Genomic DNA, 26,092 nt, shown 5'->3' with positions numbered 1-26,092 from the left:
TTACACCTTTTTGTCTGAAATTTGCCTTATATGAAAGTATGGGTTAAAATTTTGCCTTAACGAATTATTACTATATAGAACGGAGCTCTTCGAAGAGCATCAGGTGAAAAATATGATTGAAGTGAAACAATCCAAGTTGGGCGATGGTGGTGAGTTTAACCGCGGGGTATTCGCTACTGTTGATATTGCCAAAGGAACGCTTATCCATCAGGCACCCGTCGTGCCATACCCGAATGAAGATCATGAGCATGTCGAAAAAACGATTTTGGAAGATTACGTGTTCGAATACGGGGCGAATCATACCGCCATTCTGCTCGGCTACGGCAGTCTGATCAACCACTCCTACGAACCTAACGCTACTTACGATATCAATTTTGATAACCACACCTTTGACTTCTACGCGTATACAGACATCAAGGCTGGCGAAGAAATCGTGATCAATTACAACGGTGAGGAAGACAGCATGGACCCGTTATGGTTCCTGGACGATTACGAGGAGCGTATGCTTGAGTTCAATACGTCCAATGATGATGAGGGTGAAAAAGAGACCAACCCCCAGTCCCTGGATACGGACACGAGTAAATAAACGTTAAACTCAAGAAGTTTTGCAAGCACTCTATTGTATGTGCGAATGAACTCGCTGAACCCGGTGAATGATGAAATGAGTAACTGAAGACTCTTCATAGTCCAAAGTTTAAACACAAAAAATAAGCAAGTCCTCCGTTAATGGAAGACTCGCTTATTTGTGTTGTCTTGCTTTCTAAGCCAGATTCACCTGTTCATGTTTCATTGTTTAGCGTGCATCTTAACTTGTTTTAATCCGTAATCGGTGGATCTGTGTGCAAGTCTTGATCGGGTGTCGTGGATCTCCACTTGGTAAAGGCTACTTCGAACCCTGCACGCTTCGGTGAACACAAAAATGGACCTGCGTGTTTGTTCGTCGGATAGGCAAACCGTGCAACCCGAATCGTACGCCAAGGATGCTCATCTGTGCGAGCACGAATGACAACAGCCTCATTACTGTAGGAAGCTCTGATCGTCACAATTCGTCCACCCCACTCAGGTACAGGAGATAGGGACCAATCCGAATATGTATCCGTCACGACAGCTCCAACATGAGCAACACCGTCATTAACCTCAACTCCGGCCTTGATCCATTGATCCTCTCCGTGCCATAACATCAACCCCGCCTGATCATATAATTCGGTGAATGAGCTTAGATCAAACGATACCTCAATCGCTTCCGTTCCGTCCCATGGAGCAAGCATGGCGTGTCCATCCCGATGACAGAACCCGTAGAATGTGTTCTCCCAGAAGTCACTGCCTTCCCGAGCTTCCACAACGAAACGATCCCCATCCATCCGTGCAGCAACGGGTTCCTTCGTCCACTTGCCTTCATGAAGCCCAATAAAATCCGATGACATTGTTGTTTTCATCCTTCCTTCCGTCCCTAAAGGGAGTTCATCATCACTTCTAAATTAAAGAACCCAGGTCCGATGCAGCAGTAGGATATGCAAAATTCATGGTGTTTAACTGATCGATAGTCAGATCGAACTGAATCGCCATTGCAAAAAGGTTGATCAATTCTTCTGTCTTGCTCCCGAACACATGCGCGCCCAGAATACGCCCGGTTGATTTGTCGATCACCACTTTGGCCATGGCAAATTTTTCATGAGTTCGCTTGTAAGTATACCATTTCGACATATCATTTACCTGCACCTCGTAGCCCTCTATCTTGGCTTGTTCCGTGCTCATACCTACAGCTCCAAGGGCAGGGACAGTAAACACAATGGAAGGCATCACTTTATAATTAGGTTTGTGTTGATTTCCCTCCAACAAATTGAACGATACAGCCCGGGATTCCTGACCTGCTAACGGGGTCAAAGGCAGCCCTTTTGTATCGGTTACATCGCCAGCAGCATAGACTCTCGGATTACTTTCACTTTGCAAATACTCGTTCACCGCAATACCCTTTTTGCTGTAGCTGATGTTGCCTTTCTCCAATTCCAGCCCATCCACATTGGGAACACGCCCGGCTCCATGAACGACAAGTCCGCACTGCCACTGGTGATCTGCACCATTGCGTGTGCCATGAACGACATAGGCGTTCCCCTCTTGCCGTATGGACTTCACCTCCGCGTTCAAGTGAACATGAATGCCGATCTCTTTCGATTTTTGCAACAAAGATTCTACCAGCTCCGCATCAAACGATTTCAGAGGCTGTTCACTCCGATGCAGGATATGGACTTCCGTCCCGGCTCTGGCCGCAATATGCGCAAACTCAAATGCAATGTATCCACCGCCTACCAGAACTAATCGATCCGGCAGCCGTTCCAGATCCAGAAAGTCATCACTATATATCAGATGCTCTGATCCCTCAATCTCAAGTGGCGCAGGTCTTGCACCAGTAGCAATCAGAATGTGTTTGCCATGGAGCACTTCTTCTCCCACTTGAATATGGTTTTCATCGACAAATGAAGCTTTACCATGGAACGTATCCATTCCGGCCTGTTTGAATTGATCTTCACTTGCTCTAGGTATGCTTTCGGTAAAGGTGCGTTTAAAGGCCATAAGTTCAGACCAGTTGATGGTCGCCTGTCCCTGAATACCTTTCCCTTGCATTCGTTCATTCCAGTCAATCAGCTCAGCCGCTCCAGCCAGCACTTTCTTGGGATCACAGCCACGCAGTGCACACGTTCCGCCGAACTCACGTTCATCAATTACAGCAACTCTCCAGCCAGCTTCAGCGCAACGGGTGATTACAGAGCTTGCCGCGCTTCCTGTTCCAATTGCAATCAAGTCATACGTTTCTTGTGTCATCATGGTTCCTCCTCATCCTTTTGGTACATCTATTGCAGGGATGCCTGAAGTTACAGCAATCCAGCCTGTTTAAGGTACTCTGCTGCAACCTGTTCAGGATTCGCACCCTCTACGTTCACGTCATAGTTCATCTGACGCATCTCATCATCCGTAATTTTGCCAGCAAGCTGATTCAACACCTCAACCAGTTGTGGATATTGATCTGCCGTTTCTTGACGAAGCATCGGCGCGCCTTGATACGGTGGGAATAACTCCTGATCATCCTCCAGCACAACGAGTTCATATTGTCTCAACTCACTATCTGTGGAGTAGGCATCTACCAGATTGATATCGCCACGTTGAACAGCACCATAGCGAAGCTTCGGTTCCATTGTTGCAACGTTCGGGAATTCAATCCCATACTTCTTCTGAATGCCAAGGTAACCGTCTTCCCGATCCGAGAATTCCAGCGTGAATCCTGCCTTCATTTGCTGTTCTACCGGTTTGAGATCCGAAATGGTCTTGAGATTGTATTGATCTGCGATGCTATTTGGAACGGCCAACGTATACGTATTGTTGTAATCCATAGGGTTCAGCAGCACCATGTTGAACTGGCTCAGCATTCCGTCTCTTGCCTGTTCGTACACCTCAGTCCGATCGGTGCTGACTGCTGTTTCCTTCATGAATTCGGAGATCGCTGTCCCGGTAAATTCGGGATAGATGTCAATATCACCCGACTTGAGTGCATTGAAAAGGAATGGCGTTTTGCCTAATCCGGGTTTTAGTTCAACGGTCAGGTCTGTGTCTTTTTCAATCAACAATTTGTACATGTTAATGAGAATCTCCGGTTCCGCCCCCAATTTCCCGGAAATGACGAGATCCTTCTGTCCACCACGTGCCACGAAGGGAATGGTAATCACAAGTATCGCGATCAGAGCTAGCGAACCCAAGGTAACCAATGTTTTCTTGAAGGATAACCGCTGGAATTGACGCAATAGTACATCAAACAAAATAGCCAACAAGGCTGCCGGAATGGCTCCAAGGATAATCAGTGCCGTATCATTCCGATCAATGCCCAGCAAGATTAATGCACCCAAACCTCCTGCGCCAATTAAAGCAGCAAGTGTTGCCGTTCCTACAATAAGTACCATAGCAGTCCGAATTCCGGCCATAATAACAGGCATCGCCAGTGGCAGTTCCACTTTGATTAGGCGTTGCCAACTATTCATGCCCATCGCATTCGCCGCTTCCACCATGGAAGGATCAACTTCGGATATGCCTGTGTACGTGTTGCGGAGTACCGGAAGCAGCGCATACACCACCAGTGCAATGATTGCAGGAAGGGTACCTATGCCGAATAACGGGATTAGCAATCCGAGAAGCGCCAAGGAAGGTATCGTCTGCAACACAGCTGTGACCCCGATAATTGGTTCAGCCACTCTGGGTTTGCGAGTAAGGTATATACCCAGCGGAATAGCAATGAGGACAGCAAAGAACAATGCGATAAATGAGATCTGAATATGTTCCAGCAGAGCAGACAACAACTGACCTTTGCGCTCACTGAACACCTCCGTGAATCTACTCATGTCCTTCACCTCGTTTCTGTAACTGACCAGACCAGTATTTCATCAGATCAACTCGACTGATCTCGCCAATAATCTGGCGGTTACGTTCAACCAGCAGATGGTCATGGGAAGCCATGATATCAACTAACTCCGTCAACGTAATGGATGCAGGAACAGCAGTTTTAGCTGATTTTGGCACATGACCCGGTGAGAGTGGTGACATGATGGATTCGAGATCAAATTCAGATTGTGAACTCGTATCGGTGTTAGGACTTCCAACAAATTCACGTACGAAATCATTAGCTGGCTGTCGGATCAGTTCTTCCGGAGTGCCTACCTGCAAAACCTGTCCATCCTTCATAATGCAGATGCGATCCCCCAGCTTCATCGCTTCCTGAATATCATGGGTGACAAATACAATTGTTTTTTTCATCTGACGCTGGATATCCAGAATATCGTCCTGTAATTTCTCCCGACTCATCGGATCGAGTGCACTGAATGGTTCATCCATCAATACAATCTCGGGGTCGGCAGCGAGTGCACGCAACACACCTATTCTCTGCTGTTGTCCTCCAGATAACTCGGACGGTTTGCGCTCACTGTACGTATCTCCGTGCAAACCAACCATGTCCAGCAACGTATGTACGCGCTCCTTGATTTGATCTGACTTCCATTTTCGCAGTTCAGGAACAACCGCAATATTTTCGGCAATTGTCATATGCGGGAATAGTGCAATCTGTTGCAGTACATATCCGATATTCCAGCGCAATTCGTGAATGTTGTATTCATCGATTGGGCGTTTATTAATGCGCACTATTCCATCTGTTCGCTCAATCAGGCGATTGATCATTTTGAGCATGGTGGTTTTGCCACATCCACTCGGACCAATCATGACGAACAGTTCTCCCTTGTTAATGTTGAGGTTAACCTGGCGCAAAGCCGTTGTTCCATCAGGATATTGTTTTGATACATTTTCGAACTGAATCATTCGCTCTATTCGCCCCTTTACCTAACATTCATCCTCATCTATTTCCCCAAAAGTGTGTTCGTATAATCACTGCTTTCCGAAGTGTCCCAGGTTAGGGAGAGATCCATATTTGAATCAACGATGTCAACATGCTGGTAGACATGCAAAAAGACGGGCACTAGGCACCGTCTTCTCATAATATGAAAATATTTCTTCCATTATTTCCATACTTCCATATGATTTTGAATAAATTTCTCGAATGAAATCGGGCTATTCCCCGTTATTTTTGTCACCGTATCCGTCGTTTGGTCTTCTCTCCCCTCCTCCCGGATAGGCACATCCAGTCCTGCCAGGGCAGCAGCGTATTCTACTGACATTCCTGCGCGAATCATGCTGTTTTTCAATTCATCATCGGACAAAGATTCATGTTGGATGGACTGACCCAGTACACGGCTCAAGACGTCTGCAACCTGTCCATAGGACAACGAATCCGGCCCTGTAATGATATGCTCCGTATTATGAGAAACTACATCTGTCAGAGCATGGAAGGCCACCACCGCGATATCATCTGCACTAACAAATCCAATTTTCCCTTCACCCGTAGCACTGTAAATTTTCCCGAGTTGTTTCGTCGTCTCCCGATACGGCCCCTCCGTAAAGTTCTCCATAAAATAGGAAGGCTGTAATACGGCCCACTCAGGAGCATGCGCTTTTAAATACTGATGTACTTTGCCAAATATAGGACCATTCTCATCGATCGAAGCACTGCCAAGTAAAACGAATCGCTTAACTCCGTTCCACAATGCTTCCTTGATGAACGGAATCATGACGTCTTCTGGGGTCATGTCCATGACTGGCACGACAAGGTACACCTGATTCACATTTTTCAGCGCTAGCGCATATGTCTCGGAATCATACCAATCAAAATAGACATAGTTATTGGCAGAATCAGAAGGAGATGGTTTAGTTCTTCCTGCCAAACGCACCGGATAATGATGCTTTTGAAGTATGGCCGCAACACGGCTTCCCGTCTTTCCATTAGCCCCTATAATAAGTGTCAACGGTTTATCATTGATCATGCTTGTTACCTCCTAAGTCCGATTCGAGTACGACCATTGGATTCCAATAGTCTTTATAATGTGTAATTTTCCCATTAGAGTGGCTCACAACAGAGATGTAAGTTTGGTTGTATGGCTTGCCTGTAACTAATGAACGCCCTTTACAAGTAAATTCAGCCACAAACTGTTGTTTCGTGGAATCAGCCAAGATCACCGGTTCAGAAAACTGCTGGATTTCAATCATCCCCAGTAGATTATGAAGATGATTTGTAATTGCCGCTTTGCCTTCGAGTTTCTGAGGATATCCTGCTGGTGCATATGGGAATTCGAAGATAGCTTCAGATGTATATAGCTCCAACCACTGTTCCAGTTTTCCTTCCAGTAGCAATTGAGTAAAACCATGCATGATCCGATGCGGTATACTATTGCCCGCTTCCATCTGCTGAGATTGTGTCATCCTTATTTCCTCCTTCAGTTTGTTTGGTGTTCTTTTTCCAGACCAATCGGTCTATAATAGTCAAAAAATAAACGCCCTAAGCGTTCATTTTCAAAAAACCATAAAGAATCTTACTCAAACCATGTAAAACGTTAATCCATAGCCCTTAGGGTCATCTGTACAAAATCTCGCAGCGCTTCTGCGCTTGCACCGCTCTTCGCCGTAAAGGTCAATGAGAGTCGGGAATAATTCAGAAAACGGGCAAGCCCGGGCAATTCTTCCTCTGCGTGCCTCAATTCGCCACTCCTCTGGCCCCGTAACAGCGCAGTATGAAAAACATCTTCCATTTGTTGATTAGTGGTTTGAATAAAAGCTGCGATTTCGTGATTTTGTGGTGCCTGTTCAACCGCGCTATTAATGATGAAACATTCATTACGACGTTCGTTGTCTGTCAACACGTTAACCGCTTCGTTGAACAACTCGGTCACGCCTTGCCTCACACTTGTGCATTCGTTTAATAGTCTGATCCCCGCCTCTGTCTTCTGCTGAATATAGAATTTAAGAGCAGAGACAAATAAATCATGTTTAGTTCCGTAGGTATCATACAGGCTTTGCCGCGCAATACCAAGTTCACTTAGCAGTAAGCTCAAAGATGTACCTTCATAACCGTACGCTCCAAATACAGACGTTGCTTTTCTTAGAACGGTCTCCGTGTCAAACTCCTTGGCTCTTCCCAATTTCAGACCTCACCTCCCTATTCATTAAATAAAGAATACCCTTTCCAGACTGATCAGTCAAGAAAATAAATGCTTTGATTATTGACAAAGTGGTATAATGTGAATAGAAGCTGAATGAATTCTTTTACCATTTACCAACCATGACAACATATAAAGGAGTGTACCTATATGTATATTCAAATTACAGATTTGGCTGCAAAACGATTGACGGAAAGCCTGAATGACCAACCTGGATATTTCAAAGTGATCTATGACTTGGAAGGTTGCGGATGTAACGGAGTTATTGCTATTATCATTGTTGATGAACTTGCGGCTCTCGACGCGCAGATTGAAACCAATCTGGTTCCGTTCTATGTTGATCCGAAGCAGCAGCTGAACCTAGAACAACACATGAAGCTGGATACGGAAGAAAATTATCCTTCTTTCAAATTAAGCAGTGATTCTGGTGTGCTCAGCGCCAACGTTCGCGTTCGTGATACACGGGCCGTAACTGCGGGAAGCTCCGGTGGATCTGACGCTTGCATGTTATAACATAGTCTCTAGCATACTTGAAGTAATCTAGTATTATCTCTCTTTACATCAAAAGCCGTTGCATCTAATGCAACGGCTTTTTCATGTATACTGCCTCTAGGAGAGTTGCAAAAGAAGACTCTATATAAATTCAACTAAACATTTACACGGAACGGAGAGGACAGAAAGAACCTGAAGAAGCGAAGCGTTCGCCTAAAAGCTTTCTGCAAGAAAGCTGCATCGGAGGCATACGCTATCACAAGATTTTCACCATTATAAAATTGAATCAAAAAAATCAGGGGATAACAGCGATCGGAAGGTTGTTCTGTCATCGTAGTGTCCAGTGTAATACTCTTTAGTTCAACTTATATAACAAACTTTGTTTACAACTCGGAAACAATTGGAGAACCTATGGATATAATCCTCTAGTATACTCGGTATATAGATTCATATATTCCGAGGAGGAACACACATCATGAAATCTTTTACTCGTAAATCCATCATATCTACAATTCTCGTAGGCTCTGTTGTAGCAGGTTCTGCTTTTACTACGCTCCCTATCACTTCAAGCCTTAATCCCGTCGCGTCTGCGGCAAGCTCCAGCTTCACTCAATTTCTGCATGATAATGCACCTGGTCGTACGATCAAAACGATTAAAAATGTGGCAACTGTGACCAATGTGTCCAGTACGGTTGTACTTGTCAATAAAAAGAGAAATCTGCCTTCAACTTATGCACCACAAGATTTGGTTGTACCTAATATTCCTTTTAGCTTCTCAGGTTCCAGTCCGAAGAAACAAATGCGTAAAGTAGCTGCAACCGCTATTGAAAAATTATTTGCGGCTGCCAAAAAAGACGGCATTGATATCAAAGCGGTGTCTGGCTATCGCTCTTATGCGACCCAGAAATCGATCTTTGACCGTAATGCCAGCATCAAAGGTGAAGCTGTTGCCAATAAAACAAGTGCTCGGCCAGGACAAAGCGAACATCAGACTGGTCTAGCCATGGATATCTCCAGCGCTTCGGCTGGTTATGATCTTCAGCAAAGCTTTGGCAACACCAAAGAAGGCAAATGGCTAAAAGCCAATGCCCACAAGTACGGCTTCATCATCCGTTATGGCAAAGATCAGGAGAAATTGACTGGTTACTCCTATGAGCCATGGCATGTACGTTATGTCGGAGTATATATTGCTGGTGAGATTACCAACCAGAAACTTACGCTCGAGCAGTATTTGGAACGTGCCAAATAAGGCAGGTTGAAACCCAAAGCGTAGACAGTTATCTGATTAGATAAAAAGAAGCGTGACCATAGATAACATGGCTGAAAGAGAAAATGGGGCCGCAACTGGCCCTCTTCTGCTTCAATCTTTCATTTACACACTTCATCATGTCCCAACGATTTTTCTAAAGACGAGTGGCAGTCTCTTCAGACCTTCTGTTCCAGCCCAAGAGCCTACTCCAGCAAGTATTGCATTATGGCACAAGTAAAGTGCGACATTGTACACGATAGGGCCTAGAATAATCTCCACTACTACAAAACGTTTTAACGTCGAAGATTGAATCACATATACCCTAAATTCATGAGGGTCATGTCCTCCCATAAACCTTGCGATCAATGCTTTCATGAATCACCTCTAGTGTTTTATTTTAGCGTATGGCAGACAATCCTTGTCTTATTCTAAAATAATACTTACATAAAGTAACTAAGTGTGTTATAGTCAGTTTATAAATCATACATAAGCGAGGGAAACTACCATGAGTGAGTTCGAGAATCTAGTCAAAAACCGTAGATCGGCCGTTATTTTTGAAGAAGGAATTGAAATTTCGGATTCGGAACTGCAAGAGATGTTTGCCCTGAACAAATTTGCACCATCTGCCTTTAACCTGCAACACACGCACTATCTTGTGATTAAAGACGAGGAACAGAAAGAGAAAGTCTATGAAGCTTCCCAGCAATATAAGGTAAAAACAGCTTCTGCGGTCATCGTGGTATTGGGCGACGTCAACGCGCATCATCATATCCGCACTATTAACGAAGGCTTGCTGAACCTGGGCGCACTCACTCCGTTTCAATACGAGCAGGAATCCCAAAGTGTCACTGAATTTTACGAATCTCGCGGCAGATTCTTCCAACGTGAGGATGCGATTCGCAATGCCAGCCTGTCTGCCATGCAATTGATGCTGATCGCTCAGGATCGCGGTTGGGATACTTGTCCAATGATTGGCTTTGACTCGGAAGAACTGCAACGGAGTTTGGAAATCCCTAACCATTACGTACCGGTTATGCTGATCACCATCGGCAAAAAGTCGGAAGCCAAACAACGCCCACGCGGTTACCGTAAACCAATTAACGAATATGTTAGTTTCAACAAAATGCACGCTGAATAACATAAAAGTAGTTAAATGACACAGCAAAAAAGCCACGTTCTCGTGGCTTTAATACGTTTCATAGATCAATGTATCCAACATGTGAAATTCATCGTCAAACTCCGCATATATGTACAGTCGGCCAGCAGGTGTATCCCCCGCATCATAACCCAATCGGAAATATTGATCTCCCTGAAATTCTGCATCAGCCAAAATCAATGCACTGATATCTTCGTCCGGATGAGCCTCGGCAATGGTTTTAAACGCCTGCTCACCAAGCATGTCCCATCGTTTCCACGTCGCTTCCATATATGGGGATAAGGCTTCCATCTCTGTCTTGGTTGAAACCTGTGCAGTGACTACCAGTTCTTTATCCTGAATATGTAAGCGCATCTGATAGTTGGACATCGAGACGTCATACTGAAACACCCCCATACCCGGAACTTCATGATTGGATTCAAAAATCAGATTGTCTGCATATTGCAGTCTCTCCAGCTTGGGATTAGCGCTATAGTCCAACTCGGTTAATTTGTTCTCGGAACAGTACAACTCTCTTAGTTGTACGTTATGGCGAATATCCAGCTTGCTAATATGGTTGTTAAAACAACGGACATTCTCTAAAACCATATTTGAACGAAAATCCAACTGTTTGATATGGTTGTGGTTACAACGAAGTTCAATCAAGTTTGGACAACCGGTTACATCAAGTTCCAACATGTAATTGTTGGCGCAATCAAGTCATCGCAGTTGCTTATTGTGTTCAAGTTCAAGTGAAAAAAGAGCATTATAACTGCAACTAAGTTCCTCCAACTGCTGTAGGTGCTCCGAAGCCAGCTCCGACAACATATTCCAATGACACTCCACCGTTATAAGTTTGGAATTATGAGAAAGATCCAATTTGCGAAGTCGATTAAAACTGCAATCCAGCACTTGCAATTCCGAATTGGAACGGAGGTCCAGTGTAAGAAGCTGATTCTCTCTGCAACGTAACGTCATCAGCTTGTGGTTCTGAGCTAGATCCAGACCGGTCAATTGATTATAGGCACAATCCAGCTCTTGAAGACCCCTGAAATACTCGATTCCATCAAGATTGCTAATATTGTGATTGGAAAGTTGCAATATCTCAACCTCACAAACGTCGCTCTCCTGAATGAAATCCCGCTGATCACAAAAACGATCCAACACAACTTGCCTGAAACGTTCATCCGTGAAAGCATAAGTAATATCCATGTCTAACGCCTCCCCTCTCGTTTTGCTCTATTGGAACAGTCTTCCAACATATTATCACTATTCTATGAGTTTCATCACCGGGATTCAACAATTACCTAAGCAAATTCTTTTATACCATGTTAACATCCAACATGTAAGAGAAATCGTACAGAGAGGAAGATTTTCATGGAAATGTATATCGAAAACCTCCCGTCATATCGTATCGCCTATGTTCGACAAGTCGGTCCTTACGGTCCAGCCAATACTCAAGCGATGAATACGCTGAAACAATGGGCAGACAAAAAACAACTGCTTCATGAATCAGCAATTTTATTCGGTATTCCCCAGGATGACCCAACTACCACAACGCCCGAAAAATGTAGATATGATGCTTGTATTGTTATTACTGAATCTGAACGTCTTGAAGATGAGTTGGTTGAGATTGGCGAGTTATTAGGCGGAGATTATCTCATCTGTAAGGTGAGACATACGGCAGAAGCTATTCAGCAGGCATGGAATGTGATCATCCCTCATTTAAAAACAAGTGGTTATCGGATGGACAACAAGCCAGTTATAGAACGATATCGTTGGGAACTGCTCAATCAGCATTATTGCGAGATATGTGTGCCTGTAAGACCCGTGTAATTCGCGATACGAGCAAACAAAAAAAGTGACTTCAGGTTGAAGTCACTTTCTCGTTAAGCACTATTACTGCTTCTAACTAGATTAGAAATTAAAATGCCCAGTTGCCTTTACGGAATACCGGCTCGATTGTACCATCCTGTAACTCACCATCGATATCCAGCTCAGCGGAACCGATCATGAAATCAACGTGAGTCAAGCTCACATTGCACTCATGCTTCAGTAACTCTTCATTCGACATGGTTGTGCCATCTTTCATGTTGAATGGATACGCACTTCCCACAGCCAAGTGGCAAGATGCATTTTCATCAATACCCGTATTGTAGAAAATTCGATTCAGGTTGGAGATCGGAGAGTCATGTGGTACAAGTGCCACTTCACCCAGATAACGTGCTCCTTCATCCGTGGCAAAGAGGTTCTTCAGATGCTCTTCACCAGATGCTGCCGTAAAGGCAACAACTTGTCCGTCCTTGAAGGTGATTCTCATCTGGTCAACCAGTTGCCCGTTCAGGTTCAGAGGCATGGTGCTGCTAACATAACCGTTCACCCCACTGCGCTTAGGCATGGTGAATACTTCTTCAGTCGGCATATTGGCAACCGTGTATACGCCTTGTTTATTTTCGCTGCCACCACCGCCCCAGATATGATTGTTAACCAATTCAATTTTCAGGTCTGTACCTGGCGCACGGTAATGCAGGCTCTTATAGTTCTTTTTATTCAGGAGATCACTCATGGTATTCAGGGTATCCAGATGTTCTCTCCAATTTTGTACGGCGTCTCCGCCATCCACACGGTTCATTTTGAAGATGGTTTCCCACATCACGTTGATTCGGTCTTCTTCCGGGATGTCGGCAAATACTTTTTTCGCCCAAGCCTTGGTCGGGGCCTTGATCAGACACCAGCTAATTTCATGGTTGCGTGTGTATTTGGCATATCCGCGACGTGCGTGTGCAGCTGCCTTGGTAGCACGGGAAACGCTGTCGGAGTCAATTCCGTTATACAGTTCAGGATCTGGAACTTTGATCGTCAAGGTAGCGCCGCCTGCTTCCGCAAACTTTTCCATCATATCCGCTTTCCAGGCTGGATAATAGTCAAAGCTGTCATTGGAACCATGTTCAAAACGACTGCGGGTAATGTTGTCGTCATCAAAGTCCACTTGTACATAGTTTGCACCAGCCGAATAGGCTTTTTGCACAATCAGACGTGTGAATTCAAGCGTTTCGATGGGAGCAGTGACGAGCAGATCCTGACCTTTTTGAATATTCACGCCAACTTTAACAACCAGTTCTGCGTATTGTTCCAATGACTTTTCAAAGGTTTGTTCAAATTGACTCATGGTTGTGTTCACTCCTGTTTCATATATTGTACGACCGCTTTCGCTTCTGCAGAATCGATTCCTTCTCTTTCACTACGCAGGTTCAATTCCCAAAATTTCATCTATACAAAATGATCTAACTATTACGTTTTTCTTGTTCGCGCAGTTCGATCCGGCGGATTTTACCAGAGTTGGTCTTTGGCAGATCCGTAACAAATTCGATCTTGCGTGGATATTTATAAGGTGCTGTGATTTCCTTGACGTGGTGTTGCAATTCACGCATTAATTCCGGTGAAGCCAGTGAATCATCTCTCAGCACAACAAAAGCTTTGACAATATTGCCACGGATCTCATCCGGACTCGCAACCACCGCGCATTCCTTCACACTGGCGTGTTTCATGAGTGCTTCTTCCACTTCAAATGGTCCAATCGTGTAACCCGAACTGATGATGATATCGTCACTGCGACCTTCAAACCAGAAGTATCCTTCTTCGTCTTTACGTGCACGATCCCCCGTCACAAAGTAATCGCCACGCTGACTCGCTTCCTTCCGTCCCTCATCCTGATAATAGGACCGGAACAAAGCCGGCATCTCTTTGTGTACCGCGATATCTCCTACTTCACCTGGAGGAACAGGTTGTCCCTCTTCGTCAATAATTTCAATCAATCCAGGTGTAATCGACTGACCCATGGAACCAATGCGTACAGGCGCATCTTTGAGACTGCCGATCAACAACGTGCTCTCGGTCTGTCCATATCCGTCTCGAATAGTGAGGTCGAAATGCCGTTGGAAGATTTCAATGACTTCCTGATTGAGCGGTTCACCCGCTGAAACAGCACTGCGCAGATGGGACAGATCATAATGTCCAAGATCATCGGCTTTGGCCATCAACCGATATTCGGTTGGTGTACAGCATAGAACATTAATTTGATGTTCCTGCATCAGTTCCAGATAACGCTTGGGTTGGAATGATCCATTGTAGACCAAGCCAGTCGCGCCTCTTCCGAGTACCGACAGGAACGGACTCCAGATCCATTTTTGCCAGCCAGGTGCAGCCGTTGCCCATACCGTATCCGAAGGTTGAATATCCAGCCATAATGAAGAAGCGATCCGCAGGTGGGCATATCCCCAACCGTGGCTATGTACAACGCCTTTGGGATTACCTGTTGTGCCCGAAGTATAGGCAAGAATAGCTGTATCATCACGGTGAGTTTCCACCGCAGCCATCTCTTCGGGTTGATTTTGCATTAACTCATGCACATTGACCCAACCTTCAGTAGGTACGCTAGCTTCACCATTAGGTGATGCCACGATACGATGTGCCAGTGACGGCAGATCCGCGTCCATCTTTTCCACTTCCGAGGTTGTCTCGGACCATACAATAACAGCCCGCGCCTCAGAGTGACGCAGACGATATTCCAGATCTTTTGCCCGCAACATCTCGGAGGAAGGAATAACGGCAATCCCCAGTTTCAGACAAGCAATATAAATGACATAGGCAATAATACGGCGTGGTACCATGACCAACACCCGATCACCCTTCTCTAGTCCAAGTTCACGCAAACCTCCAGCAAGACGATTCGCCTGCTTGAATAAATCACCATACGTGATCTCTTCCAATTCTCGTTGATCGCTGAGCCATCTAAGTGCAATCCGGTCTGATGGATGATTCTCCATCTCGGATGTCAGGTTATAGCTTTCAGGCGAAATCCACTGTTCAAAGTTCAAATGGAGCCTCTCCTTCGTAGTTCAATTGTAAAGCTTCTATATATTATACCCTAAATCCTAGGACCAGGTGCTATGAACTAGGTTCATTCTGAAAAAATAAACATAGGTCAATTAATGAACTATTATAATAGATCTTATCCTATAAAGAAAATGACATATAATAAAATGGCACCTCCCCTGGTTATCAGGAAGGCGCCGTTTCATTCTTAATTTATATTACATTAGTTTTACCTAACTATAATTTTCACACCGATATACTGTGTATGTTACCACGGATAATTACCCATTCCGTCCAAAATGCTTTCGATCTCATTCAACTCTTCCGTTGTCAGATCCGGTGCCTGGAGGGCAGCCACGTTTTCTTCAATCTGGGACACACGGCTTGCACCAATCAGTGCGGAGGTTACACGGTTACCACGCAAGATCCAGTTCAGAGCCAGTTGGGAGATGGTCTGCCCTCTTCGCTCGGCAACTGCCTGAAGCGCATCGAACTTGGCAATCCGTTCGTCTGTGTATGCTTCTTTTTTCAAATTGCCTGTTGGATTGGCGCGTTCTTCCTTGATCTTGTCGACATATTTATTGGTCAACTGACCGCGGCCGAGTGGACAGAACGCAATGGAACCTACGCCCTGCTCATCCAGTACGTCCTGCAAACCGTCTTCAATCCAGCGATTCAGCATCGAGTAGTTTGGTTGATGAACCAGACATGGCGTACCCAGACGACGAAGAATGGTTACCGCTTCTTGTGTCTGTTCTGCATTATAATTGGATAAGCCCACATACAGAGCTTTACCTTGCCGCACGATATGATCCAGCGCCGTCATCGTTTCTTCCAACGGCGTGTCCGGATCTGGACGGTGATGATAGAAAATGTCTACATAATCCAGTCCCATCCGGCCGAGGCTTTGATCCAGGCTTGCAATGAGGTTTTTGCGGGAACCCCATTCGCCGTAAGGTCCACTCCACATATGGTAACCTGCCTTCGATGAGATAAGCAATTCATCCCGGTAAGGACGCAGATGTTTTTTGTAAATCACACCAAAGTTCTCTTCCGCTGATCCTGGAGGGGGACCATAGTTATTCGCCAGATCGAAGTGGTTAATTCCGAGGTCAAAGGCACGTAAAATCATTTCTTCCTGAATATCCAATGTGCGGTTGCCACCAAAGTTCTGCCATAAGCCCAGCGCAATTTGCGGCAATCTGATTCCGGATTTGCCGGAACGTACATATTTCATCTCATCATATCGTTGTTCACTCGCAGTATAGGGCATCGTTATTCTCACTTTCCTGTAGGGTTTGCCTTGCTGCTTCTAATCTTAGACATTTCTCGGGCAAAACGATATGGCATTCCACTTTGAACATATGGAAAAATGATTGTTATCTATACAAAGTAATCTTCAATTATCCACCATTTACACTAACTAATATGTTAAAATGCAAGATGAGACGAAATCACACAGGAGTGAATACCCTTGATTACGTATATGTTTAAAAACAATCATTTTCAGGAGCTCCAGCTCCTTCATTATGGCACGGAAGCCTGTACACCAGGTCATCACTTTGGCCCTGCCATGAGAGACTATTACAAAATTCATTATATTTTGAATGGCAAAGGCACCTTCGAAGTGGGTGGCAAAACGTACACCCTGCACAAAGGTCAAGGTTTTCTGATCGTTCCGCATTCTGTTGTTCATTACGAAGCAGATCAGGATGATCCCTGGGAATACAGCTGGGTTGCTTTTCAAGGCAGCAATAGCCAAACCTTTTTACAGCAAGCTTGTCTGTCGGAGCATCACCCGATCTTTGAGCTGGGCAATGGGGATGACGAGATGCGATCCTGTCTGCATCGAATGATTAATTCGCGCCATACCCACAAAGGCTGGGAGATTAGCATGACTGGTTTGCTGTATCAATTCTTCTCCATTTTGATTGATCAGGCCAACTCAGAGCATCTTCAACCCCTGCAGGATTATTCGAAGGAAACGTACGTAACGCAGGTAATGGACTTCATTGAAATGAACTATGCCAATGCCATTACCGTGCAATCCATCGCGGCCCATGTCGGTTTGCAGCGCAGTTATCTGTGCTCTCTCTTTAAGGACCAGATGGGAAGCAGCATTCAGTCGTATCTGGTCCATTACCGGATGCGCAGAGCAGCCGAATTGACCCTTGATCCCGGTCTGACTATTGGTGATATTGCCCGCTCGGTGGGCTACATGGATCAATTGCTTTTCTCCAAAATGTTCAAAAAAGTGATGGGCGAAGCGCCCACCTATTATCGCAAACATAAAACAGCACCCTCCCAGTTAAGTTGTTAATTGGGAAGGTGCTGTTTGTGCCAATCGTTTATCCTTACAATTGTTATTCCTTACATTCTTTTCATTGGTTTATACCGTCTCCGGCATGGATATGCCTACAACTTGCACTTTAATTTCATTGACCATAACACCCGCTAATTGCTCCACGGCCTGTTGAACATTATGTTGAAGTTCACGGCATACCTCATGCATCTTGTTGCCATATTGAATGTTGATGCGCAGCTGGATGGTTGCCTGATCGTCTTTAACGTGTACGTCAATCCCTTTTTGCAGACTCTTGCCGCTGATGCTCTTGGCAATGCCTTCAGTCAGTCCAACGGACATGGAGGATACGCCAGCCGTTGATTGAGCGGCCATTCCCACGATCTTGGATAACACATCGTTCGAGATGTGAATGGTACCCATTTGAACAGATTGAGGTGCGATATATTCAGGTTCATTGTATTGTTTTTCGATAATTTCAGACATGTGCTCCACTCCCTCGAATAATTAAATTCTATGCATTCTGCCATTTGTCCTTAAAGAACATGTTATAGATTCGAACCAAAAGAATCTTAACGATCATATAAACCGGGATAATAATCAGGATGGCAATAATTCCACCCAGGTCGCCTGCACCCAACACCAGAATGATGGTCGTGAGCGGGTGAATATCCAGCTTTTTGCCGAATACGTACGGTGCTACCAGGTTGTCCTGAATCTGCTGAGCGACAAGAATAATAATCAGAGACCAGATGGCAACCGATGGTGATACCACGAGACCCATGATCACAATAGGTACGGACGACACAATCGCTCCGATAAACGGAACAAAGTTCATGATGACCGCGATTACCGTGAGCAGTAATGCGTACGGCAGTCCAATGATCAAGAAACCGATATACATCAGTACACCCAATGCCAGATTGACCAAAACTCTTCCCACAATAAAACCACTCAACGCCTGATCAATCTCAATTACGACTTCACGGCTGTCATTTTGGAAACGTTTTGGAGCGATATGTGCCAATTTACGACCAAATTTCTCGCCTTGTAACAGCATATAGAACAAAAGGATCGGTAGTGTAAACAAGATGATCGCAAAACTGGAAACGAGTGAGAAAAATCCACTTACGTAGTTGGTCACAAAGTTAAATCCTTTGTTGATATACTCCGTAATTTGAGAGAAAGGTGTCGAGCCCTCGGGGAACAAGGCTTGAATGGCACCATTCTGCTCGAGCTCTCTCAGCTGGTCACTTAATGAATTAATTAAACTTGGTGCGTTATCGACCAGATTGAACAGTTGCTCACGTAACGATGGCCATAAACCAATGATGAAGAACACTCCCAGAATAGCAATAACCAGATAGATTAGCAAAATACTTAGCGTGCGATTTATTTTCTTTTTCTCCATATAATTCACAAGCGGCCTTAACAGATAATAAAAGAACACCGACAACATCATCGGCACAGTGATCACCGTGATCATGGTGACGAGCGGCTGAAAGATGAAGCTCACACGTGATAATAAATAGATATTAACCAATATCAGCGCCAGTGCGATACTGAACCTGACAAATGAATTTGTTTTTAACAAGTCGTTTCCCCTCCACATGGACATTTCTTCTCTAATTTAATTTGGAATCTGGATGGTAAACACGGTGGTCTCCCGTCCACGCCCGGAAAGGATCAACCGCCCGCCCATTTTCTCCGTATTACGCCGTGCGATGGACAATCCCAGTCCCGTACCTCCAGTCGCTGTGCGCGCCTCATCTCCTCGTACAAACGGGTCAAAGATGGTTGACCACAGTTCTTGAGGTATGCCCACTCCGGTATCTGCCACTTCAATCACCACATGGGTATCCAGCGGAATGAGTTCTACGCGCAGTTCGGTCCCGATTGGATTATAAGACAGAGCATTGGTAATCAGATTCTGGATGACTCTGGATAACAGTTCCGGATCATACCTTGCATAGATCTCCTCATCAGGAACAAGCACATGAAGGACAAACTGTTTCTGCTCAATCTCCCCATACGTATCTGCCATAATCTCGCGCACGAATTCTCCAATCTCTCTTCTCTGAATATGCATGCGAAAATCGGGCGAATCCACCTTGAGCAGCTCCAGCATATTCTGTATCATGCGTGCAACTTGAACAGACTTGTTATAGATGTATCCCAGATATCTTTGCTGCCTGTCCTTGTCCTCTCCACGTCCTTCCACCAATGCCTGCGCATATCCCTGTATGGATGTTATCGGTGTCTTCAGATCATGTGATAAATCTACAATCAGTCGCTGTTTGCTCTCTTCGGCGTAACGTTTCTCCGCAGATGTGTTCTCAATGACGTCCGCCATGTAGTTGAATGTCTCACCTATCTGGACAAATTCCCTCTCGGCCGAGATCGACATCCGTGTACTATAATTTCCCTGGATCATCTGCGTAAGACCAGAGGAGAGGATGCTAAGCGGCTTTTTGATTCTCCGTGCGACCCAATAGCTATAGACAAAGATCAATAATAAAACCAAACCGATGCCAATCATAATGTAAAAGGATAGTGGATGCTTCAGATTGGTAATCAACTGATTATCATTAATTCGCACGCTGACCAGATCACGCGGGATTTTGAGCAATACATACGCTGCCGCTCCTTCAGTCGAGAGAGGAGTGATCGAATAATAGTATTCCTGGTCACTCCGATTTTCCAGTCCATCATACAGATCCGCTTCACTGTATTGCGTGAACGCATCTTGCTTGTCTCCCACATGACGAATGACATTGCGATTGGCATCCAGAATTTCAATCCAGCCACCGCTGTCCTTGAGACGTTGAATCTCTGTGTCTTTGCCTTTCGACACCGAACCTCCACCGGAATAAAATTCGTTCTCCAGCTCTGCTACATACACGTGGGCTTCAACATTCAGACCTGGATCAACCACCTGATCCGAAATGCGAAAATCCACGACATCCAGTGAAACCATAAGGTACACGATCAATACCAGTAACAGCAAAAAGAAGTTGAACAGCAAGAAGTCCAGTGTCAGAGATGTCTGCAACAGTCGCTTTTCTCTAGCTTTCCATGGGCGCTTCAATTTTGTATCCCAGTCCCCTTATCGTTTTGAGATATTCCGGTTGTCTGGAGTCACGCTCGATCTTCTCCCGAATGTTGCTGATATGTACCATAATTGTGCTGTCCTCGTGCGCATAATAATCGCCCCAGACCGCTTCGTATATTTTTTTACGGGTGAACACTCGGCCAGGTTGATCAAGCAACAATTCCATAATTTTATACTCTGTAGAGGTTAATGTTACAGGTGTTCCTGAACGAAAAAGCATACATTGGGATCGATCCAGCGTCAGATCACCCAATACCAGATTCTCTTCTTTGGCAACGGGGATCTCCGCTGCATCAAATTGATTGACTCTTCTAAGCAACGCCTCTACTCTGGCAACAATCTCAAGCGGGTTGAACGGCTTCGCTATATAATCGTCTGCCCCAAGTCCAAGTCCAAGGATTTTATCGTGATCCTGACTTTTAGCGGATAGGAACAGTACAGGCATGTGATATGTGGCCCTGATCTGTTTGATCAACTGCAATCCATCCATTACAGGCATCATGATGTCCAGTATGACCAGATCGATCTGTGTTGAACGTATGCATTGTAATGCCTCGGCTCCATTCACCGCAGTCTTAATGGTATAGTCCTTCTCCAGATATAGTTGAAGCAGTTCAACAATCTCTGGTTCGTCATCTGCAATTAATACGGTGTATCTCATATTTTTCCTCTCATTTCCTATACTCTATGCCTATCTCTACATTATTACTATATACTACGTCTCTTAATTCAACCTAAATCATTTCTAAAGATAATCTAAATAAATAGAAATAGAGCCCTGGCTTAGGCCAAGGCATTAAATAAAATAGGGCTGTTTTCAGCCTTCATTCAAGCTTTTCGTTCTTCATTCAGGCTTTTCAATCTTCATTCGGACCATTTGTATTAGATCATCAGATTAGTCCTTAAGCAAACGAAGCCACGGCTCAACTTTCCCAAATAAACGTTCCTTGTCATACTGCACATATTGGTTCGCCCGATTGCGCACGGGATCACCCGCGTAAAAACGTTCATATAGATCATGCCTTGCTCCGAGTGGACTTCCGGTCAGCTCCCATGCGAGTTGAAAGAGTCGAATCTTCTCCGGGGCTTGCATCGTTACTCCACCAAGATATTTGCCAACCATGGAACCCATCATTTCATTCATCTCAAACGTACCTGAAGGAATCTGAATCAGACCACCCGCAGCAATGGTCTTCAAAATCTCCACCGCGCGGGGATAATAGTGATTGCCCAGATTACGTGCGGTTTCAATATATTTGAATTCCGGCAGCCAGTTGCCAAATGCGTCCGGCTTGGACTGTGCTTCAGCAGCAATAATCAGTCCCTCGATAGTCTGCATCTGACTGATCAGCTCTCCGAGTTGTTCCTGTACATTCAGGAAGGAGTCCACCCCAATCTCCTTGGCAATGGCTGAGGTCACAGCTGTAATGAATTCCAGTTTCGAGTGTAATCGAATGACACTCTGATGGTAGGCCAGACTGGCCGATGCTGTATTGCAGCGAATCTGCCATACGGCTTCAGGGTTATTGTGCAGTAATACACGTTCCCAGGGCACAAATACATCGTCAAAAAATAATACAGCATCCATCTCATCATACTGCGCACTGAGTGGATGTGATTTATCTGTATCTTTTGTGGCAAAAGATTCACGACACATCATGTGCAAGCCCGGACTGTCCGCGGCTACAATGACCATATGGGCCAGCTCTGGCAGGTGGCCTGGAATTCGTTGAACGGGATAAGCAATGATATCATCCGCATAAGGCGCTGCTGTTGCAACCATTTTGGCCCCGCGGATCACCACACCCTCCGTATTGCTTTGGACAATTCGCAGCATGGCATCCTCATCTTCTCCAACAGGCAAGGAACGATTAATCTGTGGGTCCCGCTGGACAATTGTCAGGAATGCATCTTTTCGTTTGGCTTGTTCATAATAAGTCGATATTTTGTCTGCAAATGCCGGGTCATGTGATGTCATCTCATGTCGTGTTGCATACCAACCGGTCAGCCGGGATCGAGCATAATCAGACAATCGGCTCATCACCCCATACGTCCGATCGGCCCACAGCCGAAAAGCATCCGCCCTGCTCTTCACGTCAGGAAGTGAACGGGGTACTAGAAAAGAGCGATGCACGTAACTTCCCGTCTGTTCGTCCCAATAGGCCACGGTTTCCCTTGTCTCCGGGTCATCCACCAGATTGAACAAACCTTCTATGGTTTGAAGTGTTCCCTGAAAGGCCTGATGCCCAGTTACCTGGATACGCTCTCCGTCCAGCCATACATTCCGCTCATCATTCAAACGTTGAATGTATGCTTGTCCACGAGACATCGTGATACTCATGATATGTCCTCCCTCTCAGGCACCGGCCTGACATTTCTGTAACTCCATCCTTCTAACTGCTTGAGAAACTATGTAATGATACATTCTGTATCTAATGAAATAGTACTGTGCCTTAGCTAGAAAAGTCAACAGACACCGAGCGATGAGTCCGGTGTCTGTTGGGCCATGCTATGTTAGACTAATTTGGAATACATGTGACGCAGGTACCGCCAGCGCACAAGTGCAAAATACAGGATCTGCATGGAAGCAAAGACCAGGAAGATGCGTAGACTGTATCCGAAGACCGAGAAATCAACCAGCTGCTGCAACGCTACAAAAGCGACCGAGCTGTGGATGACCGCCACCAGAATCGGCAGGAAGAACATAAGCAATAGCTGCCTTGTTACGATCTTACGGAGTTCGGGACGACTCAGTCCCATTTTGCCAATCATGCGATACTGCGCTTCATCCCGTTCTAGATCTGCGTAAAGTCTGAAATACGTGAAACTTGCTGCAAAGGTGAAGAAAACAATGCCAATCAGACCGCTCAAGATCAGAATGATCCCGTTTGTTTGTTTGGAATTAAGCCAGTCCACCACAAGCGCGCTGACCTCGTAATAACCTTTGTCCGAATGATCATCTTGAATGGATTTGATCAATTCAGGAGCAAAGCTGCGTGTACTCATCCAATCTTTTACGACAAATTGCGTCGTTCGCATGGAATAGAAATCTTCAGGCATCCCCACTTCCTCGTTATACGCCGGTCTCAACTTCTCAAACAATTCGTTGGTTACAACGTAGAGATTAATTTCATTTTGATAAGGAATCACAATATCGGTACCAGGTGTCACTAGCCGAATCTGTTCCGACCGATTATCAATCTCCAGCTTGACCTCTGCCCCTGAGAATCTTTGTTCAGCCTGTTCACGGTACTTCTTACGAACCGCCAAATTACTTGGTGTCATAAATGACTCATCAACCTGTTTCAACGTACGTTCTTCGTACCCAAGTGCCTTCGCCAGACGGTTATAATCACTCAGTTTGATAATCCTTCCATTATTATTTTCAGATATATGAACATAACTGCCCTTTACGTAGGGAACTTGATGATCAATCAACGTTTCTTCAATCTGCCGAATATGTCGCTCGGAGTTGGGAGTATCCCAGTTATTCATATAACTGAATGCGTACGGATTCGACATGGACGACAACCCCGGGTCAGCAATAGCAAGCATGGTGCCAATTCCCGTAAATGAAGAAGCTGAAATGATACTTACCATGAAAAACATGATGGCGTTATCTTTCATTCGATAGGTAAGTTCAGATAGGAAGAGCAGATTGGTTTTACGGAAAAACAACCTTGGATTTCTTTTCAGTGTCCGAATGATGTATACACTGAGCTGTGTGAACAGAAAGTACGTACCTGCAATAACAACCACGACACTTGCGAGTAATAACGGAAAGGAGAAGCTTATCCATACAAAAGTGAATACTCCTGCATAACCCCCACCAATTAACAATACGGATAACAAGGCGAGCAGACGTGAGGCTTTGGGTTCCGGTTTCGGTTTTTCCTCTGATTTCACAAGGTCAATTAGCGAACCTTTCCGTATGAGCAAGGATGACGACATCGCAATGATAACAAACAGCAGCAGAAATGCACCAGCCGTCAGGGCAATGCCTTTTAGCGGAAAATAGAATCGAAGGCTGTTCTCAACAGCCAGCATGGAGCCACAGATCAGCAGGATCAATTTGCCGAAAATAATTCCGAGTCCAATCCCGGTAATGATGGAAGCTAATCCGATACACATGTTCTCCATAAACAGAAGTCTGTTCATCTGTTTACGTGTCATGCCAATGATCAGGAAGATACCAAATTCCTTTTTGCGCGTCTTCAGAAATGAACCAACGGAGTAGAGCAGGAACAGGAATGAAAAGATGAATATAATGATCTCTGCAATCACAAACCCCTGATTCGCAAGCAACGTAACCGTCCCACTTGATCCCTTTAACCCCGCTTTCAAATCGGGATGGAACAGGAGCAATGCGTAAGTAAAAAAGATCATAACGGAAAATGTACTGCTCAGAAAATGAGCCAGATAAATTCGTTTGTTGCGAACAACGTTATTAATGGCGAACTGGCGAAAATTCATGTCCTGAACCTCCCATTAGGGATAATACATTAATAATCTTCTGGTAAAAGGCTGCGCGATTATCGCCGTAGTGAATTTCATTATACAGTTTGCCATCCTTGATAAAGACAACCCGACTGCAATAACTTGCAGCTACTGCATCATGAGTGACCAATAGCATCGTAGCCTGATCCTCCTGATTGCGTGTTTCGAGAATCTCCATGACATCTCTTGCCGCCTTCGAATCCAGGTTGCCTGTTGGCTCATCGGCCAGAATCAGCTTCGGGGAATGGATAAGCGCTCTGGCAATGGCCGTACGCTGTGCCTGTCCTCCTGATATCTCATATGTCCGTTTGTTCAGAATACCCTCGATCCCCAGCTTGCTTGCCAGCTGTTCCACACGTGTGTTCATCTCTGCTAGAGAAACACCGTCAAGAGTCAGTGGCAGAACAATGTTTTCCTTGACTGTCAGGGTATTTAACAGATTGAACGATTGAAAAACGAATCCAAGCTCTTTGCGGCGGAACAGAGCGAGTTCATCCTGATTCAATTCAAACGGATTCTTCCCTGCAATCCGCAGTTCGCCTGATGTTGGATGATCAATGGTTGAGATCATGTTCAGCAGCGTTGTTTTGCCACTACCCGATGGTCCCATGATGCCAACAAACTCACCTTCCTGAATACTGAGGTCAATACCTGATAACGCTTCATAAGATACGATGCCTTTGTAGATTTTACTGATCTGTTTCACAGAACAAATCTCCATGGTTACAACTCCTTAGTGATGTATGAATTCAAAATCAAGTTACTATTCATGCTGTGTGCATGCGTATTGTGCGTGGCCTTTCCTGTACTCTTATGACTACAGTCTATCGAAGTTTCAGCCATTCTCCTA

At 45.0% G+C, this 26,092-nt stretch carries 25 protein-coding genes; 6 read left to right on the top strand and 19 right to left on the bottom strand.

Features of this window, described 5'->3' with window-relative positions; translation table 11 throughout:
• The first annotated feature begins 112 nt into the window (after positions 1–112).
• Positions 113–586, top strand: a complete 474-nt coding sequence (locus tag ACETMN_RS13785; RefSeq protein WP_411736248.1) for an SET domain-containing protein — start codon at positions 113–115, stop codon at positions 584–586.
• 229 nt (positions 587–815) lie between these two features.
• Here ACETMN_RS13785 and ACETMN_RS13780 read toward each other — a convergent pair whose 3' ends face one another.
• From ACETMN_RS13780 to ACETMN_RS13750, 7 genes are all read right to left on the bottom strand, one after another.
• The gene (locus ACETMN_RS13780) at positions 816–1,436 is read right to left on the bottom strand and encodes a DUF1349 domain-containing protein (protein ID WP_223199939.1); all 621 of its coding nucleotides are present in this window, start codon (positions 1,434–1,436) and stop codon (positions 816–818) included.
• A gap of 37 nt (positions 1,437–1,473) precedes the next feature.
• Entirely contained in the window at positions 1,474–2,820 is a 1,347-nt protein-coding gene (locus ACETMN_RS13775) for a dihydrolipoyl dehydrogenase family protein (RefSeq protein WP_411736247.1), read from the bottom strand.
• A 50-nt stretch (positions 2,821–2,870) separates the two neighbouring features.
• Positions 2,871–4,385 carry an osmoprotectant update ABC transporter permease/substrate-binding subunit OpuFB gene (gene opuFB / locus ACETMN_RS13770; RefSeq protein WP_411736246.1) on the bottom strand — a complete coding sequence of 505 codons (1,515 nt, stop codon included), beginning with the start codon at positions 4,383–4,385 and terminating at the stop codon, positions 2,871–2,873.
• The gene (locus ACETMN_RS13765) at positions 4,378–5,352 is read right to left on the bottom strand and encodes an ABC transporter ATP-binding protein (protein ID WP_411736245.1); all 975 of its coding nucleotides are present in this window, start codon (positions 5,350–5,352) and stop codon (positions 4,378–4,380) included. The genes opuFB and ACETMN_RS13765 overlap by 8 nt, the downstream gene beginning before the upstream one ends.
• A gap of 197 nt (positions 5,353–5,549) precedes the next feature.
• The gene (locus ACETMN_RS13760; protein WP_411736244.1) at positions 5,550–6,410 is read right to left on the bottom strand and encodes an ergot alkaloid biosynthesis protein; all 861 of its coding nucleotides are present in this window, start codon (positions 6,408–6,410) and stop codon (positions 5,550–5,552) included.
• The gene (locus ACETMN_RS13755) at positions 6,400–6,846 is read right to left on the bottom strand and encodes a nuclear transport factor 2 family protein (RefSeq protein ID WP_310334847.1); all 447 of its coding nucleotides are present in this window, start codon (positions 6,844–6,846) and stop codon (positions 6,400–6,402) included. Before ACETMN_RS13755 ends, ACETMN_RS13760 begins: the two co-directional genes overlap by 11 nt.
• Positions 6,847–6,977: 131 nt before the next feature.
• Positions 6,978–7,562 (bottom strand): TetR/AcrR family transcriptional regulator, encoded by a 585-nt coding sequence (locus ACETMN_RS13750; protein WP_091016765.1) that lies wholly within the window; start codon positions 7,560–7,562, stop codon positions 6,978–6,980.
• Positions 7,563–7,730: 168 nt separating this feature from the next.
• Between ACETMN_RS13750 and ACETMN_RS13745 the strand changes: the two genes are divergently transcribed.
• From ACETMN_RS13745 to ACETMN_RS13735, 3 genes are all read left to right on the top strand, one after another.
• Positions 7,731–8,093: an iron-sulfur cluster biosynthesis family protein gene (locus ACETMN_RS13745; protein ID WP_076214772.1), complete on the top strand. Its 363-nt coding sequence runs from the start codon at positions 7,731–7,733 to the stop codon at positions 8,091–8,093.
• Positions 8,094–8,547: 454 nt separating this feature from the next.
• On the top strand, positions 8,548–9,321 hold the full coding sequence (locus tag ACETMN_RS13740; RefSeq protein ID WP_076330915.1) for a D-alanyl-D-alanine carboxypeptidase family protein: 774 nt from the start codon (positions 8,548–8,550) through the stop codon (positions 9,319–9,321).
• 505 nt (positions 9,322–9,826) lie between these two features.
• Positions 9,827–10,459 (top strand): nitroreductase family protein, encoded by a 633-nt coding sequence (locus tag ACETMN_RS13735; protein ID WP_091016769.1) that lies wholly within the window; start codon positions 9,827–9,829, stop codon positions 10,457–10,459.
• A 48-nt stretch (positions 10,460–10,507) separates the two neighbouring features.
• Here the strand turns inward: ACETMN_RS13735 and ACETMN_RS13730 are convergent, their stop codons facing one another.
• Together ACETMN_RS13730 and ACETMN_RS13725 are read right to left on the bottom strand one after the other, a co-directional pair.
• Complete coding sequence (locus ACETMN_RS13730; RefSeq protein ID WP_411736243.1) at positions 10,508–11,155, bottom strand: hypothetical protein; 648 nt, start codon at positions 11,153–11,155, stop codon at positions 10,508–10,510.
• A 21-nt stretch (positions 11,156–11,176) separates the two neighbouring features.
• Positions 11,177–11,668: a hypothetical protein gene (locus ACETMN_RS13725; RefSeq protein ID WP_256975153.1), complete on the bottom strand. Its 492-nt coding sequence runs from the start codon at positions 11,666–11,668 to the stop codon at positions 11,177–11,179.
• 165 nt (positions 11,669–11,833) lie between these two features.
• Between ACETMN_RS13725 and ACETMN_RS13720 the strand changes: the two genes are divergently transcribed.
• Positions 11,834–12,292 (top strand): GyrI-like domain-containing protein, encoded by a 459-nt coding sequence (locus tag ACETMN_RS13720; protein ID WP_091016770.1) that lies wholly within the window; start codon positions 11,834–11,836, stop codon positions 12,290–12,292.
• A gap of 88 nt (positions 12,293–12,380) precedes the next feature.
• Here ACETMN_RS13720 and ACETMN_RS13715 read toward each other — a convergent pair whose 3' ends face one another.
• The 3 genes from ACETMN_RS13715 to ACETMN_RS13705 form a co-directional block, all read right to left on the bottom strand.
• The gene (locus ACETMN_RS13715; protein ID WP_091016772.1) at positions 12,381–13,625 is read right to left on the bottom strand and encodes an aminopeptidase; all 1,245 of its coding nucleotides are present in this window, start codon (positions 13,623–13,625) and stop codon (positions 12,381–12,383) included.
• 115 nt (positions 13,626–13,740) lie between these two features.
• Entirely contained in the window at positions 13,741–15,333 is a 1,593-nt protein-coding gene (gene mbcS / locus ACETMN_RS13710; protein ID WP_373419839.1) for an acyl-CoA synthetase MbcS, read from the bottom strand.
• A gap of 266 nt (positions 15,334–15,599) precedes the next feature.
• Entirely contained in the window at positions 15,600–16,604 is a 1,005-nt protein-coding gene (locus ACETMN_RS13705; protein ID WP_091016774.1) for an aldo/keto reductase, read from the bottom strand.
• A gap of 201 nt (positions 16,605–16,805) precedes the next feature.
• On the opposite strand from ACETMN_RS13705, the gene ACETMN_RS13700 reads away from it, so the two are divergent.
• Complete coding sequence (locus tag ACETMN_RS13700; protein ID WP_091016776.1) at positions 16,806–17,651, top strand: AraC family transcriptional regulator; 846 nt, start codon at positions 16,806–16,808, stop codon at positions 17,649–17,651.
• A 69-nt stretch (positions 17,652–17,720) separates the two neighbouring features.
• On the opposite strand, the gene ACETMN_RS13695 is transcribed toward ACETMN_RS13700, so the two are convergent.
• The 7 genes from ACETMN_RS13695 to ACETMN_RS13665 form a co-directional block, all read right to left on the bottom strand.
• Entirely contained in the window at positions 17,721–18,119 is a 399-nt protein-coding gene (locus ACETMN_RS13695) for an Asp23/Gls24 family envelope stress response protein (RefSeq protein WP_074094839.1), read from the bottom strand.
• Positions 18,120–18,147: 28 nt separating this feature from the next.
• Positions 18,148–19,227, bottom strand: coding sequence for an AI-2E family transporter (locus tag ACETMN_RS13690; RefSeq protein ID WP_091016778.1), 1,080 nt, complete (start codon positions 19,225–19,227; stop codon positions 18,148–18,150).
• A 36-nt stretch (positions 19,228–19,263) separates the two neighbouring features.
• Entirely contained in the window at positions 19,264–20,721 is a 1,458-nt protein-coding gene (locus ACETMN_RS13685) for a sensor histidine kinase (RefSeq protein ID WP_091016780.1), read from the bottom strand.
• Positions 20,699–21,406 carry a response regulator transcription factor gene (locus ACETMN_RS13680; protein WP_091016782.1) on the bottom strand — a complete coding sequence of 236 codons (708 nt, stop codon included), beginning with the start codon at positions 21,404–21,406 and terminating at the stop codon, positions 20,699–20,701. The genes ACETMN_RS13685 and ACETMN_RS13680 overlap by 23 nt, the downstream gene beginning before the upstream one ends.
• A gap of 234 nt (positions 21,407–21,640) precedes the next feature.
• Complete coding sequence (locus ACETMN_RS13675) at positions 21,641–23,086, bottom strand: 4-hydroxyphenylacetate 3-hydroxylase family protein (protein WP_091016784.1); 1,446 nt, start codon at positions 23,084–23,086, stop codon at positions 21,641–21,643.
• A 173-nt stretch (positions 23,087–23,259) separates the two neighbouring features.
• A complete protein-coding gene (locus ACETMN_RS13670; RefSeq protein WP_091016786.1) occupies positions 23,260–25,218 on the bottom strand; it encodes an ABC transporter permease in 1,959 nt (652 codons plus the stop codon).
• Positions 25,193–25,963 (bottom strand): ABC transporter ATP-binding protein, encoded by a 771-nt coding sequence (locus ACETMN_RS13665; protein ID WP_036608600.1) that lies wholly within the window; start codon positions 25,961–25,963, stop codon positions 25,193–25,195. Before ACETMN_RS13665 ends, ACETMN_RS13670 begins: the two co-directional genes overlap by 26 nt.
• Positions 25,964–26,092: the final 129 nt, after the last annotated feature.

Origin of the sequence: Paenibacillus sp. M2, assembly GCF_046713495.1 — a bacterium.
Taxonomy (GTDB): domain Bacteria; phylum Bacillota; class Bacilli; order Paenibacillales; family Paenibacillaceae; genus Paenibacillus; species Paenibacillus amylolyticus_B.
This window is presented reverse-complemented; position numbering and strand designations above follow the sequence as displayed.

Coding starts and splice junctions, on each gene's coding strand:
- ACETMN_RS13785 (WP_411736248.1), top strand. CDS start 113: ATGATTGAAGTGAAACAATCCAAGTTGGGCGATGGTGGTGAGTTTAAC.
- ACETMN_RS13780 (WP_223199939.1), bottom strand. CDS start 1,436: ATGAAAACAACAATGTCATCGGATTTTATTGGGCTTCATGAAGGCAAG.
- ACETMN_RS13775 (WP_411736247.1), bottom strand. CDS start 2,820: ATGACACAAGAAACGTATGACTTGATTGCAATTGGAACAGGAAGCGCG.
- opuFB (WP_411736246.1), bottom strand. CDS start 4,385: ATGAGTAGATTCACGGAGGTGTTCAGTGAGCGCAAAGGTCAGTTGTTG.
- ACETMN_RS13765 (WP_411736245.1), bottom strand. CDS start 5,352: ATGATTCAGTTCGAAAATGTATCAAAACAATATCCTGATGGAACAACG.
- ACETMN_RS13760 (WP_411736244.1), bottom strand. CDS start 6,410: ATGATCAATGATAAACCGTTGACACTTATTATAGGGGCTAATGGAAAG.
- ACETMN_RS13755 (WP_310334847.1), bottom strand. CDS start 6,846: ATGACACAATCTCAGCAGATGGAAGCGGGCAATAGTATACCGCATCGG.
- ACETMN_RS13745 (WP_076214772.1), top strand. CDS start 7,731: ATGTATATTCAAATTACAGATTTGGCTGCAAAACGATTGACGGAAAGC.
- ACETMN_RS13740 (WP_076330915.1), top strand. CDS start 8,548: ATGAAATCTTTTACTCGTAAATCCATCATATCTACAATTCTCGTAGGC.
- ACETMN_RS13735 (WP_091016769.1), top strand. CDS start 9,827: ATGAGTGAGTTCGAGAATCTAGTCAAAAACCGTAGATCGGCCGTTATT.
- ACETMN_RS13730 (WP_411736243.1), bottom strand. CDS start 11,155: ATGTTGGAACTTGATGTAACCGGTTGTCCAAACTTGATTGAACTTCGT.
- ACETMN_RS13725 (WP_256975153.1), bottom strand. CDS start 11,668: ATGGATATTACTTATGCTTTCACGGATGAACGTTTCAGGCAAGTTGTG.
- ACETMN_RS13720 (WP_091016770.1), top strand. CDS start 11,834: ATGGAAATGTATATCGAAAACCTCCCGTCATATCGTATCGCCTATGTT.
- ACETMN_RS13715 (WP_091016772.1), bottom strand. CDS start 13,625: ATGAGTCAATTTGAACAAACCTTTGAAAAGTCATTGGAACAATACGCA.
- ACETMN_RS13705 (WP_091016774.1), bottom strand. CDS start 16,604: ATGCCCTATACTGCGAGTGAACAACGATATGATGAGATGAAATATGTA.
- ACETMN_RS13695 (WP_074094839.1), bottom strand. CDS start 18,119: ATGTCTGAAATTATCGAAAAACAATACAATGAACCTGAATATATCGCA.
- ACETMN_RS13680 (WP_091016782.1), bottom strand. CDS start 21,406: ATGAGATACACCGTATTAATTGCAGATGACGAACCAGAGATTGTTGAA.
- ACETMN_RS13675 (WP_091016784.1), bottom strand. CDS start 23,086: ATGAGTATCACGATGTCTCGTGGACAAGCATACATTCAACGTTTGAAT.
- ACETMN_RS13670 (WP_091016786.1), bottom strand. CDS start 25,218: ATGAATTTTCGCCAGTTCGCCATTAATAACGTTGTTCGCAACAAACGA.
- ACETMN_RS13665 (WP_036608600.1), bottom strand. CDS start 25,963: ATGGAGATTTGTTCTGTGAAACAGATCAGTAAAATCTACAAAGGCATC.